We start from the raw sequence: 19,917 nt of genomic DNA on the forward strand, positions 1-19,917 counted from the left end.
ACCTCAGGACAGTGGACACGCCATGGCCAATCCAACAAAAACCAGATCCGGAACCAATCGCCCTTGCGGCACGATCTCTGAAACCAAATCAGCATCACCACCAGTAAGGAATACCATGAAGCCCTCCCCCCAATAGCTTCGCGCCAACTCGAGCTGGGTCAACACAAACCCCCTCAACATCAGCGAACAGCCTCGCTCTACCGCCTCGACTGTCGTGCGACCCGGCAAAAGATTGACTAGCGCGCGCTCAGCAGATAAGTCGTCATAACGGATTCGACGAGTATGAGTTCTCAACTGATTACGCATCAGCGGCATCCCAGGACAGATAAAGCCCCCTAGATGCTCACCATTAGCCGCAATGAAATCAGCAGTAACCGCCGTTCCAAAATCGAGCACCAGGCATGCGCCTGCCGCGAGTCGATATCCACCCAGCATAGCGAGCCAACGATCCAGACCAAGCCGCTCAAACTCTTCGTAACCATTTCGCACACCGGCCATTTCTTTCGCTGGCGCAGCACAAGCCACTAACACCCCAAAAGCCCCTACAAGCATCGAAACAAGCTTGTTCGTTTCCTCAGCTGTACGCACGCTCACTAAACGACAATGACTCAAGGCCAAGCCTTCCAGATTGCGCAAAACCTCAACCAGGGCATCATCCGAATCAACCACACCCTCAGCAAAAACCCTGGGCATCGCATTATTCAGCACGCGCCACTTAATGAAGCTATTCCCGCAGTCAAGCTCAAGAATCATCGCGCAACCTCAAGCTGAGCTCACCGCCGCTATAAACACTCTCAATTCCATCAACCTTCAAACGCAACGCGCCCTGCTGGTCAATGCCCATGACAATACCGTCTATTTTATTAACCCCAGCAACCAGGGACACAGCCCGGCCTTGCCACAAATGATTCTGCTCCCACTCCTCCTGGATTGAAGCAAAACCCTGGAGCTGGTGACGCGCCAGGTAAGCCTTCAACATCATGTTCAAACGGGCAACCAACTGATTACGATCAACCTGCAGGCCAGACTCAAGCCGCATAGAAGTCCACTGCTGATCAACTTCGTCAGTCTTCTGCATATTGACGTTGATACCCACGCCCAAGACGATATGACAAACGTCAGCAGGATCCCCAACCAACTCCAACAAGATTCCAGCAATTTTTTTGGGACCGACCAAAACATCGTTTGGCCATTTCAAACCAACACCAACAATCCCAAACTGACGCAAGGTTTGCATGACCGCCAACCCAACCACCAGACTAAGCCCCTCAAGCTGGCGCATCCCACCATCGACACGAAGGACGAGACTGTAATAAAGGTTCTCAGCAAAAGGACTGACCCACTTGCGCCCCCGCCGACCACGCCCCGCCATCTGACGCTCAGCAAGAACCAGAAACGGCGCCTGCGCACCAAGCTCAATAGACCGGAGAGCTTCGGCATTTGTGGAGTCGATCGAATCAAAAACCAGGACAGTCCAAGGGCAATCTTTCGACTGCTCGCGAATATCGACCGAATTCAAGAGCATTAAAGGGACCGCCAATTGATAACCCCGACCACGAACTTTATGGATAGAGAGCCCCAGATCAGACTCCAATTGCTGCAACTGCTTCCACACAGCACTGCGACTAACACCCAGGGCGCCACCAAGGGCCTGGCCCGAATGAAACCGCCCATCCTTAAGAAGCTCCAGCAACGTCAGCATGTAAATCTCGCCTCACAATGAGGCAGGCATGATAGCCATGGCCAAGGCCGTTGCATAGAAAGCATGAGGATGCCCGATCGTGCAGAGGGCACTATATTTTCGAGCCCCAAAAACAAAACCCCAACCGCTTTCGCAGTTGGGGTTTCGGAATTTAATCTTGACGATGACCTACTCTCACATGGGGAAACCCCACACTACCATCGGCGATGCATCGTTTCACTTCTGAGTTCGGGATGGGATCAGGTGGTTCCAATGCTCTATGGTCGTCAAGAAATTCGGGTACTGACTCGTGACCGGATGGCCTCGCTTCAGCAAATTGGGCATGTAATAGCTTTGTGTGTTGTGCAAACTTTCGGTTTGTATCGTCTTCACACACCGCAATCTGGCCTCTTTCGAGTTCGCAAATTGCTTGGGTGTTATATGGTCAAGCCTCACGGGCAATTAGTATTGGTTAGCTCAACGCCTCACAGCGCTTACACACCCAACCTATCAACGTCGTAGTCTTCGACGGCCCTTCAGGGAACTCAAGGTTCCAGTGAGATCTCATCTTGAGGCAAGTTTCCCGCTTAGATGCTTTCAGCGGTTATCTTTTCCGAACATAGCTACCCGGCAATGCCACTGGCGTGACAACCGGAACACCAGAGGTTCGTCCACTCCGGTCCTCTCGTACTAGGAGCAGCCCCTCTCAAATCTCAAACGTCCACGGCAGATAGGGACCGAACTGTCTCACGACGTTCTAAACCCAGCTCGCGTACCACTTTAAATGGCGAACAGCCATACCCTTGGGACCGGCTTCAGCCCCAGGATGTGATGAGCCGACATCGAGGTGCCAAACACCGCCGTCGATATGAACTCTTGGGCGGTATCAGCCTGTTATCCCCGGAGTACCTTTTATCCGTTGAGCGATGGCCCTTCCATACAGAACCACCGGATCACTAAGACCTACTTTCGTACCTGCTCGACGTGTCTGTCTCGCAGTCAAGCGCGCTTTTGCCTTTATACTCTACGACCGATTTCCGACCGGTCTGAGCGCACCTTCGTACTCCTCCGTTACTCTTTAGGAGGAGACCGCCCCAGTCAAACTACCCACCATACACTGTCCTCGATCCGGATAACGGACCTGAGTTAGAACCTCAAAGTTGCCAGGGTGGTATTTCAAGGATGGCTCCACGCAGACTGGCGTCCACGCTTCAAAGCCTCCCACCTATCCTACACAAGCAAATTCAAAGTCCAGTGCAAAGCTATAGTAAAGGTTCACGGGGTCTTTCCGTCTAGCCGCGGATACACTGCATCTTCACAGCGATTTCAATTTCACTGAGTCTCGGGTGGAGACAGCGCCGCCATCGTTACGCCATTCGTGCAGGTCGGAACTTACCCGACAAGGAATTTCGCTACCTTAGGACCGTTATAGTTACGGCCGCCGTTTACCGGGGCTTCGATCAAGAGCTTCGCGTTAGCTAACCCCATCAATTAACCTTCCGGCACCGGGCAGGCGTCACACCCTATACGTCCACTTTCGTGTTTGCAGAGTGCTGTGTTTTTAATAAACAGTCGCAGCGGCCTGGTATCTTCGACCGGCATGGGCTTACGGAGCAAGTCCTTCACCCTCACCGGCGCACCTTCTCCCGAAGTTACGGTGCCATTTTGCCTAGTTCCTTCACCCGAGTTCTCTCAAGCGCCTTGGTATTCTCTACCCAACCACCTGTGTCGGTTTGGGGTACGGTTCCTAGTTATCTGAAGCTTAGAAGCTTTTCTTGGAAGCATGGCATCAACCACTTCGTCACCTAAAAGGTAACTCGTCATCAGCTCTCGGCCTTAGAACCCCGGATTTACCTAAGATTCCAGCCTACCACCTTAAACTTGGACAACCAACGCCAAGCTGGCCTAGCCTTCTCCGTCCCTCCATCGCAATAACTAGAAGTACAGGAATATTAACCTGTTTTCCATCGACTACGCTTTTCAGCCTCGCCTTAGGGACCGACTAACCCTGCGTCGATTAACGTTGCGCAGGAAACCTTGGTCTTTCGGCGTGGGTGTTTTTCACACCCATTGTCGTTACTCATGTCAGCATTCGCACTTCTGATACCTCCAGCAAGCTTCTCAACTCACCTTCACAGGCTTACAGAACGCTCCTCTACCGCATCACTTACGTGATACCCGTAGCTTCGGTGTATGGTTTGAGCCCCGTTACATCTTCCGCGCAGGCCGACTCGACTAGTGAGCTATTACGCTTTCTTTAAAGGGTGGCTGCTTCTAAGCCAACCTCCTAGCTGTCTAAGCCTTCCCACATCGTTTCCCACTTAACCATAACTTTGGGACCTTAGCTGACGGTCTGGGTTGTTTCCCTTTTCACGACGGACGTTAGCACCCGCCGTGTGTCTCCCATGCTCGGCACTTGTAGGTATTCGGAGTTTGCATCGGTTTGGTAAGTCGGGATGACCCCCTAGCCGAAACAGTGCTCTACCCCCTACAGTGATACATGAGGCGCTACCTAAATAGCTTTCGAGGAGAACCAGCTATCTCCGAGCTTGATTAGCCTTTCACTCCGATCCACAGGTCATCCGCTAACTTTTCAACGGTAGTCGGTTCGGTCCTCCAGTTAGTGTTACCCAACCTTCAACCTGCCCATGGATAGATCGCCCGGTTTCGGGTCTATACCCAGCGACTAAACGCGCTATTAACACTCGCTTTCGCTACGCCTCCCCTATTCGGTTAAGCTCGCCACTGAATATAAGTCGCTGACCCATTATACAAAAGGTACGCAGTCACAGAACAAAGTCTGCTCCCACTGCTTGTACGCATACGGTTTCAGGATCTATTTCACTCCCCTCTCCGGGGTTCTTTTCGCCTTTCCCTCACGGTACTAGTTCACTATCGGTCAGTCAGTAGTATTTAGCCTTGGAGGATGGTCCCCCCATATTCAGACAAAGTTTCTCGTGCTCCGTCCTACTCGATTTCATGACTAAGAGACTTTCGCGTACAGGGCTATCACCCACTATGGCCGCACTTTCCAGAGCGTTCCGCTAATCTCAAAGCCACTTAAGGGCTAGTCCCCGTTCGCTCGCCACTACTAAGGGAATCTCGGTTGATTTCTTTTCCTCAGGGTACTTAGATGTTTCAGTTCCCCTGGTTCGCCTCTTGCACCTATGTATTCAGTACAAGATAACCATCTTATGATGGCTGGGTTCCCCCATTCAGAGATCTCCGGATCAAAGTCTGTTTGCCGACTCCCCGAAGCTTATCGCAGGCTACCACGTCTTTCATCGCCTCTGACTGCCAAGGCATCCACCGTATGCGCTTCTTCACTTGACCATATAACCCCAAGCAATCTGGTTATACTATGAAGACGACATTCGCCGAAAATTTGCATTCTTAATTAAAAGAGAACTCACAAATTTTACCTTAGCCTGATCCGTTACCAGTGAAAGTAACGTTCAGTCTATCTTTCTATCACATACCCAAATTTTTAAAGAACGATCTAATCAAAAGACTAGAAATCAACATTCAATTTGAATGCTCATTTCTAAGCTTTCCGAAGCAGTTTATGGTGGAGCCAAGCGGGATCGAACCGCTGACCTCCTGCGTGCAAGGCAGGCGCTCTCCCAGCTGAGCTATGGCCCCATAACAAAATTGGTGGGTCTGGGCAGATTCGAACTGCCGACCTCACCCTTATCAGGGGTGCGCTCTAACCAACTGAGCTACAGACCCAATTTCGAGCTTGTAACTGTTAGCTTGGAGCTATCAGCTTGGAGCTTAAAGCTGCTTCTATCGTCTTCTTCAATGAATCAAGCAATTCGTGTGGGAGCTTATGAAGCAGCTGATGTCGTCGATTAAGGAGGTGATCCAGCCGCAGGTTCCCCTACGGCTACCTTGTTACGACTTCACCCCAGTCATGAATCACACCGTGGTAACCGTCCTCCCGAAGGTTAGACTAGCTACTTCTGGTGCAACCCACTCCCATGGTGTGACGGGCGGTGTGTACAAGGCCCGGGAACGTATTCACCGCGACATTCTGATTCGCGATTACTAGCGATTCCGACTTCACGCAGTCGAGTTGCAGACTGCGATCCGGACTACGATCGGTTTTATGGGATTAGCTCCACCTCGCGGCTTGGCAACCCTTTGTACCGACCATTGTAGCACGTGTGTAGCCCAGGCCGTAAGGGCCATGATGACTTGACGTCATCCCCACCTTCCTCCGGTTTGTCACCGGCAGTCTCCTTAGAGTGCCCACCATTACGTGCTGGTAACTAAGGACAAGGGTTGCGCTCGTTACGGGACTTAACCCAACATCTCACGACACGAGCTGACGACAGCCATGCAGCACCTGTCTCAATGTTCCCGAAGGCACCAATCTATCTCTAGAAAGTTCATTGGATGTCAAGGCCTGGTAAGGTTCTTCGCGTTGCTTCGAATTAAACCACATGCTCCACCGCTTGTGCGGGCCCCCGTCAATTCATTTGAGTTTTAACCTTGCGGCCGTACTCCCCAGGCGGTCAACTTAATGCGTTAGCTGCGCCACTAAGAGCTCAAGGCTCCCAACGGCTAGTTGACATCGTTTACGGCGTGGACTACCAGGGTATCTAATCCTGTTTGCTCCCCACGCTTTCGCACCTCAGTGTCAGTATCAGTCCAGGTGGTCGCCTTCGCCACTGGTGTTCCTTCCTATATCTACGCATTTCACCGCTACACAGGAAATTCCACCACCCTCTACCATACTCTAGCTCGCCAGTTTTGGATGCAGTTCCCAGGTTGAGCCCGGGGATTTCACATCCAACTTAACGAACCACCTACGCGCGCTTTACGCCCAGTAATTCCGATTAACGCTTGCACCCTCTGTATTACCGCGGCTGCTGGCACAGAGTTAGCCGGTGCTTATTCTGTCGGTAACGTCAAAATACTCACGTATTAGGTAAGTACCCTTCCTCCCAACTTAAAGTGCTTTACAATCCGAAGACCTTCTTCACACACGCGGCATGGCTGGATCAGGCTTTCGCCCATTGTCCAATATTCCCCACTGCTGCCTCCCGTAGGAGTCTGGACCGTGTCTCAGTTCCAGTGTGACTGATCATCCTCTCAGACCAGTTACGGATCGTCGCCTTGGTGAGCCATTACCTCACCAACTAGCTAATCCGACCTAGGCTCATCTGATAGCGCAAGGCCCGAAGGTCCCCTGCTTTCTCCCGTAGGACGTATGCGGTATTAGCGTCCGTTTCCGAACGTTATCCCCCACTACCAGGCAGATTCCTAGGCATTACTCACCCGTCCGCCGCTCTCAAGAGAAGCAAGCTTCTCTCTACCGCTCGACTTGCATGTGTTAGGCCTGCCGCCAGCGTTCAATCTGAGCCATGATCAAACTCTTCAGTTCAAACATCTTTGGGTTTTGAGAAAACCCTAAACTTGGCTCAGCAATCGTTGGTTACATCTTTGATTTCTCGCGGAGTAACTTGTGATGCTGATAATCTTTCTGACTATCAGTCTGACTCCACAAGCACCCACACGAATTGCTTGATTCAGTTGTTAAAGAGCGGTTGGTTAAGTCTTTCGTCTCAACCGAGGCGCGCATTCTACAGCAGCCTCATTTGCTGTCAAGTGATTATTTTCAGAAGTTTTTGAAGATTTCCTCAACAACTTCAACCACTTGCGCTTCCGATCTCTCGTCAGCGGGAGGCGAATTCTACAGCGTTACACACTGTTGTCAACACCTCTTTTTCTCCGCTTTCGACCGAGACGATCGAATCGTTAACAAGGCGAAAACTGACTGCCTTATCAACTCCTTCAGGCTTCGATGAACTGAAGCGCAACCGCTGTCGAAAACCGCGTAACTCTTTGAATCTCAAGGAGTTTTCCGTTTCGACTGCGCCGGAAGTGGGGCGAATTATAGAGAGATAAAATTCGCCGTCAACACCTATTTTCAATTTTATTCGGATTTGAGCGTGATACGCGCAAAAGCCTTCTTACCGGCCTGGCAAACATGAGTCGAACCAAGCGCCCATATAAAGGAACGCTCAACCACCTCACCATCAATACGCACACCGCCAGAACCAAGCAGATCACGCGCCACCGCCGAGTTCTTCACCAGACCAGCCTTATTAAGGACAGCCGCGATTGGCATATCTTCAGCCGCAGACAGCTCGATCTCAGGCAAATCATCTGGAAGCTCACCATCCTTCATGCGATTACCCGCCGCACGATGAGCATTCGCCGCTGCCTCCTCACCATGGAAACGCGCAACAATCTCTTCCGCCAGCTTGATCTTGATATCGCGCGGATTGGCGCCCGCCTCGACATCAGACTTGAAGGAAAGGATCTCATCCATCGAACGAAAGCTCAGCAGCTCAAAGTAGCGCCACATCAAGGCATCGGGAATGGATACTAGCTTGCCATACATGACGCCCGGAGCTTCCTGGATGCCAACATAGTTACCCAGCGACTTGGACATCTTCTTAACACCATCCAAGCCCTCGAGCAGCGGCATGGTCAGAATGCATTGAGCCTCCTGCCCATAACCGCGCTGCAATTCACGCCCCATCAACAGATTGAACTTCTGATCGGTACCACCTAGCTCCACGTCGGCACGCAGCGCCACCGAGTCATAGCCTTGCACCAGTGGGTAGAGAAACTCGTGAATGGCGATCGGCTGATTGGTGGAGTAGCGCTTATCGAAGTCATCACGCTCAAGCATACGAGCGACAGTGTATTGGGACGTCAGGCGAATGAAATCCGCAGGCCCCATCTTGTCCATCCAAGTGGAGTTGAAGGCGACCTCGGTTTTCGCCGGATCAAGAATCTTGAATACCTGGCTTTTGTAAGTCTCGGCATTGTCGAGCACTTGCTCGCGAGTCAGCGGCGGACGGGTTGCACTCTTGCCACTCGGATCTCCGATCATCCCGGTGAAGTCGCCAATCAGGAAGATCACGTGATGACCCAGCTCCTGGAATTGGCGCAGCTTATTAATAAGCACGGTATGACCCAGGTGCAGATCCGGCGCCGTCGGGTCGAAGCCAGCCTTAATACGCAGCGGCTGACCGCGCTTGAGCTTTTCGATCAGCTCGGACTCGACCAACAACTCTTCAGCACCACGTTTGATCAGCGCTAGCTGCTCTTCAACCGACTTCATAACAGACCCGCAAGGCTCAGATTCAAAGGGAACTAACGATACAAGATCAGAGCCTAATTACAAGTTTTGCCCGGCGTACGGACGGCTTTCCACGAACAGGACGTCCGCAGGCTTGCTTAAGAGATGATTTGGTTATATTTTATACAGTTATTTCATCTTCATCATGTCATTCATCTTTTCCAATTCATCTTTTTCAAAGTCAAATTACTTATGACCTCAGAACCGCCTAAAGCCCCGCCGCTTTATCCGAAGACCCACCTGCTCGCCGCAAGTGGTATCGCAGCCCTCCTCAGCCTGGCGCTCCTGGTATTTCCTTCCAGCGACGTAGAAGCCAAAAGAACAACTCTGAGCCTTGATCTGGAAAGCCCGGTCGAGCAACTGACACAAGATCAAGACGACGCCGACGCAGTACAAGCCACAAATGAAGCCGCGGCATCCCCGTTCGCGCAAATCGCAAACAGCCCTGAAGACACCGCCAATACTGCGAAAGCCACTGAGGAGCAGCCCGCCCCGGCGGTGGCAGAGGAAAAGAAAGCCCCAAATCATCGGGAAGTGATAGTAGCCAAGGGCGACACCCTTTCCACACTGTTCGAGAAAGTCGGCCTGCCCGCCACCCTGGTTCATGAAGTGCTGGCCAGCGATAAGCAAGCCAAACAGTTCAGCCAGCTGAAACGTGGTCAGAAGCTAGAGTTTGAACTGACTCCAGATGGCCAGCTGAACAACCTGCACAGCAAAGTCAGCGACCTGGAAAGCATCACCCTGACCAAAGGGCCAAAAGGCTTTGCCTTCAGTCGAATCACCGCCAAGCCGATGGTACGTACAGCCTATGTGCACGGCGTGATCAACAGCTCGCTCTCGCAATCCGCCGCGCGCGCAGGCCTGTCCCACAGCATGACGATGGACATGGCCAGTATCTTTGGTTACGACATCGATTTCGCTCAGGATATTCGCCCAGGCGACGAGTTCGACGTGATCTATGAGCAGACCGTTGCCAATGGCAAAGCCGTCGGCAGCCGTAATATCCTCTCTGCCCGCTTCACCAATCGCGGCAAGACCTATACCGCTGTGCGCTACACCAACAAGCAAGGCTCGAGCAGCTACTACACGGCTGACGGCAATAGCATGCGCAAGGCCTTCATCCGCACGCCGGTGGATTTCGCACGCATCAGCTCGCGCTTCTCCATGGGGCGCAAGCATCCGATCCTGAACAAGATCCGCGCTCACAAAGGCGTCGACTACGCCGCCCCTCGCGGCACACCAATCAAGGCCGCCGGTGATGGCAAGGTACTGCTGGCTGGCCGTCGTGGCGGATATGGCAATACCGTGATCATCCAGCACGGCAATACCTACCGCACGCTATATGGTCACATGCAAGGCTTCGCCAAAGGCGTCAAAACCGGCGGGAATGTCAAGCAGGGCCAGGTGATTGGCTACATTGGCACCACCGGGCTTTCCACTGGCCCGCATTTGCATTACGAGTTCCAGGTCAATGGTGTCCACGTCGACCCTCTGGGCCAGAAGCTACCAATGGCCGATCCGATCGCCAAGGCAGAACGTGCACGCTTCCTGCAGCAAAGCCAACCGCTGATGGCCCGGATGGATCAGGAAAAAGCCACCATGCTTGCCTCAAACAAGCGTTAAGCATGGCGCTCTATATCGGTGTGATGTCCGGGACCAGCCTTGATGGCCTGGACATCGCACTCATCGAGCAGACCTCGGCGATCAGACTGATCGCCACGCACTACATTCCCATGCCCGAATCCCTGCGTGCCGAGCTGCTTGGCTTGTGCGCCAGCGGCCCCGATGAAATCGCCCGCTCCGCCCTCGCCCAGCAAAACTGGGTGAAACTGGCCGCACAGGGCATTCATAGCCTCCTCGCTCAACAGCAACTGAAGCCTGCGGACATTCGCGCCATTGGCAGCCATGGCCAGACCATCCGCCATGAGCCAGCCCGTGGCTTTACGGTCCAGATCGGTAACCCGGCACTGCTGACAGAACTGACCGAGATTACGGTGGTCAGCGACTTCCGCAGCCGCGATGTCGCGGCTGGCGGCCAAGGTGCGCCACTGGTACCCGCCTTTCATGAAGCGCTCTTTGAGCGTAGCGTCGGCAAACACGCGGTCCTGAATATCGGCGGCTTCAGCAACCTGAGCCTGATCGAAAGCGACAAGCCGGTTGCCGGTTTCGATTGTGGCCCTGGCAACGTCCTGCTGGACGCCTGGATCAGTGCCCGGCGAGGCGAGAACTTCGATCGCGGCGGCCAATGGGCCGCCAGCGGCCAGGTTGAACCGACGCTATTGCACACCCTGCTCAGCGACCCATTCTTTGCCACCCAAGGCCCAAAGAGCACCGGCCGCGAGGTGTTCAACCTGGGGTGGCTGCAAGGGCATCTGGCCCGCCTGCCGGCCTTTGCCGCTGAAAATGTACAGGCAACGCTGCTGGAGCTGACGGCACTGAGCATCGTCGAGTCGCTGCAAGCGGCGCAGAACGACACTCAGGAACTGCTGGTCTGCGGCGGCGGTGCTCATAACTCCGCCCTGATGAAGCGCCTGTCCAACCTGCTGCCCAATACCAAGGTCAGCAGCACTGCCAGCCACGGTGTCGACCCGGACTGGGTCGAGGCCATGGCATTCGCCTGGCTGGCCCATTGCTGCCTGGAAGGGATAGCCGCCAACCGCCCCAGCGTTACCGGAGCCCGCGGCCTGCGCGTGCTCGGCGCGATCTACCCTGCCTGAACGCCAGACAGCAAAACGCCGCAGAACCCAAAAGTTCTGCGGCGCCTGGTAAACCTTGACTGGCGATCAGATCGAGAACGAAGAACCGCAACCACAAGTAGTGGTGGCATTCGGATTCTTGATCACGAAACGCGAGCCTTCCAGGCCTTCCTGATAATCCACCTCGGCACCTGCCAGGTACTGGAAGCTCATCGGATCGACCACCAGGCTGACACCTTCGCGCTCGACGATGGTGTCGTCATCCGCGACTTCCTCATCGAAAGTGAAGCCGTACTGAAACCCTGAACAACCGCCGCCCGTAACGAATACGCGCAGCTTCAAGCGATCATTACCCTCTTCATCGACCAGGCTCTTCACCTTGTGCGCGGCACCGTGAGTGAATTGCAAAGCCGTGGGGGTGAAGGATTCGACGCTCATGCTGACTATCTCCCGGCGTTACGCCGCCATAATGCGTGATGACGCGCATTATCCGCTTCTCCCAGAAAAGCGGTCAACTATTGTTACGGTATATCAATAAGCCCAAGCCCGACACAGAATGCAAAAAGACCCTTGAAGGGCCTTTTGCTGAAGCTGACAAGCACCTTACGGCAGCATGCCGGCATGGGACAGGCCGAGGCGCTCGTCCAGCCCGAACAGGATGTTCAGGTTCTGCACCGCCTGGCCCGAGGCGCCCTTGACCAGGTTATCGATCACCGACAACACCACCACCAGATCGCCATCTTGTGGGCGATGCACGGCAATCCGGCATACGTTGGCGCCGCGCACGCTGCGGGTTTCAGGATGACTGCCTGCTGGCATGACATCCACGAACGGCTCGTTGGCATAACGCTTCTCGAACAGCGTCTGCAGGTCCACCGACTTGTCCACGACAGTCGAGTACAGCGTCGAGTGAATACCACGGATCATCGGCGTCAGGTGTGGCACGAACGTCAGCCCCACGTCCTTGCCCGCTGCCCGTCGCAGGCCCTGGCGGATCTCCGGCAAGTGACGATGCCCCTTGACCGCATAGGCCTTCATGCTTTCCGACGTCTCGGAGTACAGCGAACCGACACTGGCACCCCGGCCAGCACCGCTGACACCCGACTTACAGTCGGCGATCAAACGCGAAGTATCTGCCAACCCCGCCTCCAATAACGGCAGGAAGCCGAGCTGGGTAGCGGTCGGGTAGCAGCCCGGAACAGCAATCAGGCGCGCCTTCTTGATCTGCTCGCGATTGACTTCCGGCAGGCCGTAAACGGCTTCGTCCAGCAACTCGGGGGCGCCATGGGGCTGGCCGTACCATTTGGCCCATTCATCGGCGTCCTGCAGACGGAAATCTGCCGACAGGTCGATGACCTTGGTACCCGCGGCCAGCAACTCGCCTGCCAGGGCATGAGCGACACCGTGGGGGGTTGCGAAGAACACTACATCGCAGGCCCCCAGGGTCTTGATGTCCGGAACGCTGAATGCCAGGCCGTCGTAGTGGCCGCGCAGGTTCGGGTACATATCAGCGACAGCAAGGCCAGCCTCGGATCGGGAAGTGATCACCACCACTTCAGCTTGCGGATGCTGCGCCAACAGACGCAGCAGTTCGACACCGGTGTAACCCGTGCCGCCGACGATACCGACCTTGACCATAAACCTGCCCTCAACGAACCCACTGGAAAGCCGTCGATAATAGGGGCCGAAAGACCCTGCGACAACCATCAAGGTGACGTGTGGATGCTCCACCTCTACTATCTTCGCCACCGTGAACCTGGGAATAACCAAAATGCTCTATCTATGGCTCAAAGCCTTTCATATCGTCAGTCTGGTCTGCTGGTTTGCCGGCCTGTTCTACCTGCCACGCCTGTTCGTCTATCACGCCCAGAGCGAAGACACGATCAGCAAGGAACGCTTCAGCATCATGGAGCGCAAGCTGTACCGCGGGATCATGGGCCCGGCAATGATCGCTACGCTGGTCTTCGGCATCTGGCTGCTGAGCCTGAACCCCAGCGCCTACTTCGGCCAGGGTGGCTGGATGCATGCCAAGCTGACGCTGGTGGTGATCCTGATCGGCTACCACCATATGTGCGGCGCCCAGGTAAAACGTTTTGCCCGTGGCGAAAACACCCGCAGCCATGTCTTTTACCGCTGGTTCAATGAAGTCCCGGTTCTGCTATTGATGGCTATTGTAATTCTGGTCGTCGTCCGGCCGTTTTAACTCTTAACCAGCCGTTACTATTCGGGGTACCTCCAATGTCGCTGCCCGCTCTGCTCGAACAACGCTTGCGTTTGCCCGTCGTGGCTGCGCCGATGTTCCTGATTTCCAATCCGCAACTGGTTCTGGCTTGCTGCCGCAATGGCGTGGTCGGTAGTTTTCCGGCTCTTAACCAACGCGAAAGCAGTGGCTTCAAAGCCTGGCTGGAGGAAATCGAAGCGGGCCTCGCGACACTGGAGAATCCCGCGCCCTACGCCGTCAACCTGATCGTGCATAACAGCAATCCCCGCCTGGAAGCTGACCTGGCCATCTGCGTCGAACACAAGGTGCCTATCGTCATCACCAGCCTGGGCGCGGTGAAAGAGTTGGTCGATGCGGTGCATGGTTATGGGGGCCTGGTTTTCCATGACGTCACCACCCGGCGCCATGCGGAAAAAGCCGCCGAAGCCGGAGTCGATGGCCTGATCGCCGTAGCCGCCGGCGCCGGTGGCCATGCCGGGACCTGGAGTCCGTTCTCGCTGATCGCCGAAATCCGCCAGTTCTTCGACAAGACACTACTGCTGGCCGGTTGCCTGAACCATGGCCACGAGATCCTTGCTGCACAATTGCTCGGCGCCGACCTTGCCTACTTCGGCACACGCTTTATCGGCACCACGGAAAGCCATGCTCCAGAGGCTTATAAGGAGATGCTACTGAGCGCCAAGGCTGCCGACATCGTGCACACCGCGGCAGTTTCCGGGGTTCCGGCGAGTTTCATGCGCCAAAGCCTGGAAAACGCCGGTTTCGATCTCGCGGCCCTGCAAGGCAAAGGCGATGTCGACTTCGGCTCGAAACTCAAACCAGTCAGCGACGAAGCCAAAGCCTGGAAAACCGTCTGGTCGGCCGGGCAAGGCGTTGGCGAAATCGATGACTTGCCGAGTGTCGACCAACTGGTCGCCCGCCTGGATGCAGAATACCGAGCAGCGCTGGAAACAGCTGCCCGGCTGCCAAACCGTTGGCCGCGCTGAGACAGCAGATGTTTTTTGGCCAGCAATGGATTGCTGGCCTTAAACTATTGCCCTTTGAAGACCCTCTCTATTTGTAAAGCCGACAAGGAAGCCCTGCATGAGCGAAGACCGTTTCAAGATCGTATTTGACGGGACTTTGCTTCCGGGAGTCGATATCGAGCATGCCAAGCAGAAAATCGCCAAGCTGTTCAAAAGCGATATCACGGCAATCGAGCCTCTGTTCAAGGGACAAAACATCACCCTCAAACGCGACCTTTCCCAGCAGGATGCGAATATTTACCTCGCAGCGCTGAACCAGGCCGGGATCGACGCGCGCGTCGAGGCGGAACTTGCCCCAGGCACCCGCCAACCGATACCTGCACCTGCCCCCATAGCTCCAGCGCAGCCTTCGCCCCAGGCATCCTCCGCAACGACAAGCGAATGGCAACGCCCAACCCCGGAGCCAGAGCCCACGGCCAAGGCGGAAACCTCGCCCTATACCCCGCCCCAAGCCACAGTGGGCGAGCCGCTGCCCGAATTTGGCGAGCTGAAGTTCTACACCGTCGAGGGACGCATCGGACGCCTGCGCTATCTTGCCTGGACCCTGGCCCTGGTACTGGTGACCACTCTGGTCGGCGGTTTCCTCGCCGCGTCGCTCATCGGTAACGGCCTGCAGATCACGGGCATGATCTTCCTGGGCGGCGTGGCGCTGGTCTTCGCCTACCTGAACATCACTATCTCCGTTCAGCGCCTGCACGACCTCGGTTGGTCGGGCTGGCTCTGGCTGTTGAACCTGCTGCCTTTTGTCTACGCGGTGTTTCCGTTACTGCTCGCGGCCTTGCCGGGAAACACCGGCGCCAATCGGTACGGTCCGCCGGCACCGCCGAACAGTGGCGGAGTCAAGGTGCTTGCGACGCTGTGGATCATCGTCCTGCTGCTGTCCTTCATTGGCGGGCTCAGCTCGGTCTAGGACACTCACAGGCGAACGCAACGAGGCAGCAAGCCGACCTTGGCCACCTGTAGACTATCGGATTGAATTAACGCGCCGCTGCCCCGGGCATTACCCAGGGGCTACCGGCCGTTGCAATGGAGAACCGCATGACCCGTTACGCTCTGATCACCGGCGCTTCCAGCGGCATAGGCCTGGCCCTGGCCGAAGCACTGGCCCGGCGCGGCCGCAGCCTGATTCTGGTGGCCCGCCAGCGTGATCAGCTGGAGAGCATTGCCATCGAGTTGACCCAGCGTTTTGGCGTAGAGGTGCTGTTTCGTGCCTGCGACCTGGGCGAACCCTTGCGGCTTTCGGGGTTCCTGCTGGAGCTGGAGGAAGGCGACCGGCAGATCGACCTGCTGGTGAACTGTGCTGGCATCGGCACCTGTGGTCCGTTCCTCGCCCAGGACTGGATGACCGAACAGGACCTGATCGAAGTGAACATTCTCGCCCTCACCCGGCTGTGCCATGCCCTGGGCAACAGCATGGCGTTGCACGGTGGCGGACAGATCCTCAATGTGGCCTCGATCGCCGGTTTCTACCCCGGCCCCTGGATGAGCACTTACTACGCCAGCAAGGCTTATGTATTGCACTTCTCCGAAGGCCTGCGCGAGGAACTGAAAAAGAATGCGGTGAAGGTTTCCGTGCTCTGCCCGGGTCCGACCCGCACCGGGTTCTTCGACACTGCGCAACTGAACAGCGAGAAACTGAACGACAGCAAACGGCTGATGAGCCCGGAGGAGGTCGCGCTGTACACCGTGCGCGCCCTGGAAAAGAACCGCGCCATCATCATTCCCGGCCGCCGCAACCGCTGGCAGGCGTTCAGCCCGCGCCTGGGCTCGCGCTGGCTGACCCGAAAGATTTCCGGCGCCCTCAACAAGGCCTATTGCCCGCGCTGACCTGGCAACTACCCAAGACTGGGCGCACTCAGCAAGCCTGAGTACACTCAGCCCGGACCAACACAACGGAGAAACAGCTGTGGATACTCTGTTCACTAAGATCATCAACCGGGAAATACCCGCGAAGATAATCTACGAGGACGACCAGGTTCTGGCCTTCCACGATATCGCCCCACAAGCGCCCGTGCATTTTCTGGTGATCCCGAAAAAACCGGTACGCACCCTCAACGACCTGACCGAAGACGACAAGCTGCTGGCCGGGCATATCCTGTTCACCGCCCAGCGCCTGGCCAAGGAACTGGGTTGCGAGGACGGCTTTCGCGTGGTCATGAACTGCAATGAACTCGGCGGCCAGACCGTGTATCACATTCATATGCACGTCCTGGGGCAGCGTCAGATGCACTGGCCTCCGGGCTGACCTCCCAGCAATGAGCGCGACAGCACACTCCTCGCCAGCGTTGCCGGGAGTGTGCTGATCCAGCGCAGGCCTCTCCCCATCGATTGGGGTAAACTGGCCGCCGTGATTCTTCCCGGAGGTAAGCATGACTACCCAACGTCACTACTCGCCGATTGACCGTCTACTGCTGCAGGCAGACACGGCAATGCGCACCTTGCTGCCCTTCAGCGGCCAGCCTTATCGCCCTTCCCCTGCCATCGTGCAGCCGGATGTACAGATGAGCGAAGAGGACACCAAGCATGTCGCCGGTCTGATGCGTATCAACCATACCGGTGAAGTCTGTGCCCAGGCGCTGTATCAAGGGCAGGCGCTGACCGCCAAGCTGCCGCAGGTTCGCGCCGCCATGGAGCACGCCGCGGAAGAAGAAATCGATCACTTGGCCTGGTGCGAACAACGCATTCGCCAGCTGGGCAGCCACCCCAGCGTACTCAACCCGTTGTTTTACGGCATGTCGTTCGGCATCGGTGCAGTCGCCGGGCTGATCAGCGACAAGGTCAGCCTGGGTTTTGTAGCCGCCACTGAAGATCAGGTGTGCAAACACCTCAACGAACACCTCGAGCAATTGCCGGCCGAAGACGAAAAGTCCCGGGCGATTCTCGAACAGATGCGTATCGACGAAGCGCAACATGCCGAAAGCGCCCTGGATGCTGGCGGTTTCCGCTTCCCGGCTCCGGTGAAATTCGGCATGAGCCTGCTGGCCAAGGTCATGACCAAAAGCACCTACCGTATCTGAGCGAGACACATCGCAGGCAAAAAAAGGGCGCTTTTCAGCGCCTTTTTTTGTATCGCGAATCCCGCAGGACAGAATGGCGACTCAACCGAGTTCGACGATTTCGTAATCGTGAGTGATCGCGACACCGGCCGCGCCGAGCATGATCGACGCCGAGCAGTACTTTTCCGCCGACAACTCGATCGCGCGCTTGACCTGCGCCTCTTTCAAACCGCGCCCCTTGACCACAAAGTGCATGTGGATCTTGGTGAAAACCTTGGGATCTTCGGTGGCGCGCTCGGCGTCGAGGAAGGCTTCGCAGCTTTCAACGGCCTGGCGGGACTTCTTCAGGATGCTGACCACGTCGAAGTTGCTGCAACCGCCCACACCGAGCAGGAGCATTTCCATTGGACGCACGCCCAGGTTACGCCCACCGGCTTCCGGCGGACCATCCATTACCACCACGTGACCGCTGCCCGATTCCCCGAGGAACATGGCTTCGCCAGCCCATTGGATGCGTGCCTTCATCGCCAAGACTCCACTGCTGAAAAAAGGTCGCCAGCTTAGCACAGGGGCCCTAGATGGCAGCGCTTTGGCTGTTTCGGCAGCGCCTGATAATAGGAAAATTCTTAATTAACTGAAGGATGTGTCTGTTAAGCTGACGCCAAATCACTGGCGCATTGCCAGCTGTTGGCAATCTTGCTTGAACGCCCCATAAAAAAACCAAATCACACCGTGCTGTCTTTTCGGGATACAACCATGGTTGCTATTGCCCCTACACCCAAGATCAAGAACCTCGACAAGCTGTTGATGCACTGCCAGCGCCGCCGCTACCAGGCCAAGAGCAACATCATTTGCGCCGGCGACCAGTCGGACACGCTGTTCTTCATCATCAGAGGTTCGGTCACCATCCTGATCGAAGACGACGACGGTCGGGAAATGATCATTGCTTACCTCAATGCCGGGGATTTTTTCGGCGAGCTGGGCCTGTTCGAACAAGCCGGGCACGAGCAGCAACGCAGCGCCTGGGTACGGGCCAAGGTCGAATGCGAAGTCGCGGAGATCAGCTATGCGAAATTCCGCGAGCTGTCCCAGCAGGACCCGGACATTCTCTATGTGCTCAGCGGCCAGATCGCCCAGCGCCTGCGCAACACCACCCGCAAGGTCGGCGACCTGGCGTTCTTCGACGTCACTGGGCGAGTAGCCCGTTGCCTGCTCGAGCTGTGTAAGCAGCCGGACGCCATGACCCACCCGGACGGCATGCAGATCAAGGTGACGCGTCAGGAAATCGGGCGGATCGTCGGCTGCTCGCGAGAGATGGTCGGCCGGGTGCTCAAGGACCTCGAGGAGCGCAACCTGGTGCATGTCAAAGGCAAGACCATGGTGGTGTTCGGCACTCGCTAAGGCGCCAGGACCTGCGCCAGCATCTGCCGGTACAAGGCATCCAGGCGCGGAATGGCATCCGGTGCGGCGAATGCCTCGTGCAAGGCGATATGACTCTCGGCGCGGCAGCGTTGCTCCAGGCCACAGGCCTGGTTGAATCGATTGACCGCGGCCACCATGGTTTCCCGCTCGTCATCCAACAACAACGCTCCGTGCACCAACCCGACAGGGCGCGTCCCACCCCTGCTCTGGCGCCAGCGCTGGGCCGTACCGACCATCTTGCGCCCGCTGAGATTGACGTTGAACCGGCCGTCGCAGAAGGCGCCCTCGACTTCGCCCAAGGAGGGTTCGCCTCCTAGCTCGGTGAGCAGGTCGCAGATCGGTTGGCATAAACGCTGGTAGCCAGTCTCGATCCGGTTCTGGTCGCCCTCGCTGCGAGGCGGTGCATAGACCAGCGCGATATTGACCGTCGCCGCCGACTGCGGCACCGGCTCGCCGCCAGTCTCGCGTAGCAACACCGGCCAGCCGCTGGCAGCCAGTACGTCGCAGGCCTGCTCGAATCCCGGTAACCGGCTCAAGCGGCGCGGCATGACCAGCGCTCTATCGCTGGGCTGCCAGAACAACAAGCCGTAGTCCTGGTCGCCGCTGCAAACCTGGGCGAGCAAATCCTGTTCGGCTTGCAGGCCGGCTTCGACGGTCAGGGAAAGAGGCTGGGTCATGACAGAAAATCCTTTGCGATAGGTATGAAAAAGCCGGCAA

The 19,917-nt window shown here is 56.2% G+C and carries 16 protein-coding genes, 2 tRNA genes and 3 rRNA genes; 9 read left to right on the top strand and 12 right to left on the bottom strand.

All coding sequences use genetic code 11. The features are described from left to right. Positions 1-3: 3 nt before the first annotated feature. The 8 genes from BTN82_RS26770 to tyrS form a co-directional block, all read right to left on the bottom strand. Positions 4-753, bottom strand: a complete 750-nt coding sequence (locus BTN82_RS26770; RefSeq protein WP_075122044.1) for a pantothenate kinase — start codon at positions 751-753, stop codon at positions 4-6. After that, positions 743-1,702, bottom strand: coding sequence for a bifunctional biotin--[acetyl-CoA-carboxylase] ligase/biotin operon repressor BirA (gene birA, locus BTN82_RS26775; RefSeq protein ID WP_075122045.1), 960 nt, complete (start codon positions 1,700-1,702; stop codon positions 743-745). Before birA ends, BTN82_RS26770 begins: the two co-directional genes overlap by 11 nt. A gap of 155 nt (positions 1,703-1,857) precedes the next feature. Continuing rightward, a 5S ribosomal RNA gene (rrf, locus tag BTN82_RS26780) occupies positions 1,858-1,973 on the bottom strand. A gap of 149 nt (positions 1,974-2,122) precedes the next feature. Then, positions 2,123-5,014: ribosomal RNA gene (locus BTN82_RS26785) — 23S ribosomal RNA — on the bottom strand. A gap of 233 nt (positions 5,015-5,247) precedes the next feature. Continuing rightward, a tRNA-Ala gene (locus BTN82_RS26790) sits at positions 5,248-5,323 on the bottom strand. 10 nt (positions 5,324-5,333) lie between these two features. Further along, positions 5,334-5,410: transfer RNA gene (locus BTN82_RS26795), tRNA-Ile, on the bottom strand. Between the two features lie 123 nt (positions 5,411-5,533). Further along, positions 5,534-7,070: ribosomal RNA gene (locus BTN82_RS26800) — 16S ribosomal RNA — on the bottom strand. The 16S, 23S and 5S rRNA genes sit together here with 2 tRNA genes alongside, the layout of an rRNA operon. A 552-nt stretch (positions 7,071-7,622) precedes the next feature. Next, positions 7,623-8,822, bottom strand: a complete 1,200-nt coding sequence (tyrS, locus tag BTN82_RS26810) for a tyrosine--tRNA ligase (RefSeq protein ID WP_075122046.1) — start codon at positions 8,820-8,822, stop codon at positions 7,623-7,625. Positions 8,823-9,032: 210 nt separating this feature from the next. Between tyrS and BTN82_RS26815 the strand changes: the two genes are divergently transcribed. Further along, a complete protein-coding gene (locus BTN82_RS26815; RefSeq protein ID WP_075122047.1) occupies positions 9,033-10,463 on the top strand; it encodes a peptidoglycan DD-metalloendopeptidase family protein in 1,431 nt (476 codons plus the stop codon). A 2-nt stretch (positions 10,464-10,465) separates the two neighbouring features. Next, positions 10,466-11,557, top strand: coding sequence for an anhydro-N-acetylmuramic acid kinase (locus BTN82_RS26820; RefSeq protein ID WP_075122048.1), 1,092 nt, complete (start codon positions 10,466-10,468; stop codon positions 11,555-11,557). 66 nt (positions 11,558-11,623) lie between these two features. Here the strand turns inward: BTN82_RS26820 and erpA are convergent, their stop codons facing one another. Both erpA and argC read right to left on the bottom strand, forming a co-directional pair. After that, positions 11,624-11,974 (bottom strand): iron-sulfur cluster insertion protein ErpA, encoded by a 351-nt coding sequence (gene erpA / locus BTN82_RS26825; RefSeq protein WP_007906865.1) that lies wholly within the window; start codon positions 11,972-11,974, stop codon positions 11,624-11,626. Between the two features lie 165 nt (positions 11,975-12,139). Next, positions 12,140-13,174 (bottom strand): N-acetyl-gamma-glutamyl-phosphate reductase, encoded by a 1,035-nt coding sequence (gene argC / locus BTN82_RS26830; protein WP_075122049.1) that lies wholly within the window; start codon positions 13,172-13,174, stop codon positions 12,140-12,142. 133 nt (positions 13,175-13,307) lie between these two features. On the opposite strand from argC, the gene hemJ reads away from it, so the two are divergent. The 6 genes from hemJ (at position 13,308) to coq7 (ending at position 17,799) form a co-directional block, all read left to right on the top strand. Continuing rightward, positions 13,308-13,739, top strand: a complete 432-nt coding sequence (gene hemJ, locus BTN82_RS26835; protein ID WP_075122050.1) for a protoporphyrinogen oxidase HemJ — start codon at positions 13,308-13,310, stop codon at positions 13,737-13,739. 35 nt (positions 13,740-13,774) lie between these two features. Beyond that, on the top strand, positions 13,775-14,743 hold the full coding sequence (locus BTN82_RS26840; RefSeq protein ID WP_075122051.1) for an NAD(P)H-dependent flavin oxidoreductase: 969 nt from the start codon (positions 13,775-13,777) through the stop codon (positions 14,741-14,743). A 97-nt stretch (positions 14,744-14,840) separates the two neighbouring features. Beyond that, positions 14,841-15,692 carry a DUF805 domain-containing protein gene (locus BTN82_RS26845; RefSeq protein WP_075122052.1) on the top strand — a complete coding sequence of 284 codons (852 nt, stop codon included), beginning with the start codon at positions 14,841-14,843 and terminating at the stop codon, positions 15,690-15,692. Between the two features lie 128 nt (positions 15,693-15,820). Further along, on the top strand, positions 15,821-16,609 hold the full coding sequence (locus BTN82_RS26850) for an SDR family NAD(P)-dependent oxidoreductase (RefSeq protein ID WP_075122053.1): 789 nt from the start codon (positions 15,821-15,823) through the stop codon (positions 16,607-16,609). Between the two features lie 79 nt (positions 16,610-16,688). Further along, positions 16,689-17,027 (top strand): histidine triad nucleotide-binding protein, encoded by a 339-nt coding sequence (locus BTN82_RS26855; protein WP_075122054.1) that lies wholly within the window; start codon positions 16,689-16,691, stop codon positions 17,025-17,027. Between the two features lie 124 nt (positions 17,028-17,151). Next, positions 17,152-17,799, top strand: coding sequence for a 2-polyprenyl-3-methyl-6-methoxy-1,4-benzoquinone monooxygenase (gene coq7 / locus BTN82_RS26860; protein ID WP_075122055.1), 648 nt, complete (start codon positions 17,152-17,154; stop codon positions 17,797-17,799). A gap of 81 nt (positions 17,800-17,880) precedes the next feature. On the opposite strand, the gene BTN82_RS26865 is transcribed toward coq7, so the two are convergent. After that, entirely contained in the window at positions 17,881-18,303 is a 423-nt protein-coding gene (locus BTN82_RS26865; protein ID WP_009045862.1) for an OsmC family protein, read from the bottom strand. 231 nt (positions 18,304-18,534) lie between these two features. On the opposite strand from BTN82_RS26865, the gene crp reads away from it, so the two are divergent. Next, a complete protein-coding gene (gene crp / locus BTN82_RS26870) occupies positions 18,535-19,179 on the top strand; it encodes a cAMP-activated global transcriptional regulator CRP (protein ID WP_075122056.1) in 645 nt (214 codons plus the stop codon). Here the strand turns inward: crp and BTN82_RS26875 are convergent. Continuing rightward, the gene (locus tag BTN82_RS26875; RefSeq protein ID WP_075122057.1) at positions 19,176-19,877 is read right to left on the bottom strand and encodes a biotin/lipoate A/B protein ligase family protein; all 702 of its coding nucleotides are present in this window, start codon (positions 19,875-19,877) and stop codon (positions 19,176-19,178) included. The genes crp and BTN82_RS26875 overlap by 4 nt on opposite strands. Positions 19,878-19,917 lie beyond the last annotated feature (40 nt).

Source organism: Pseudomonas chlororaphis (genome assembly GCF_001921865.1).
Lineage (GTDB): Bacteria > Pseudomonadota > Gammaproteobacteria > Pseudomonadales > Pseudomonadaceae > Aquipseudomonas > Aquipseudomonas chlororaphis_D.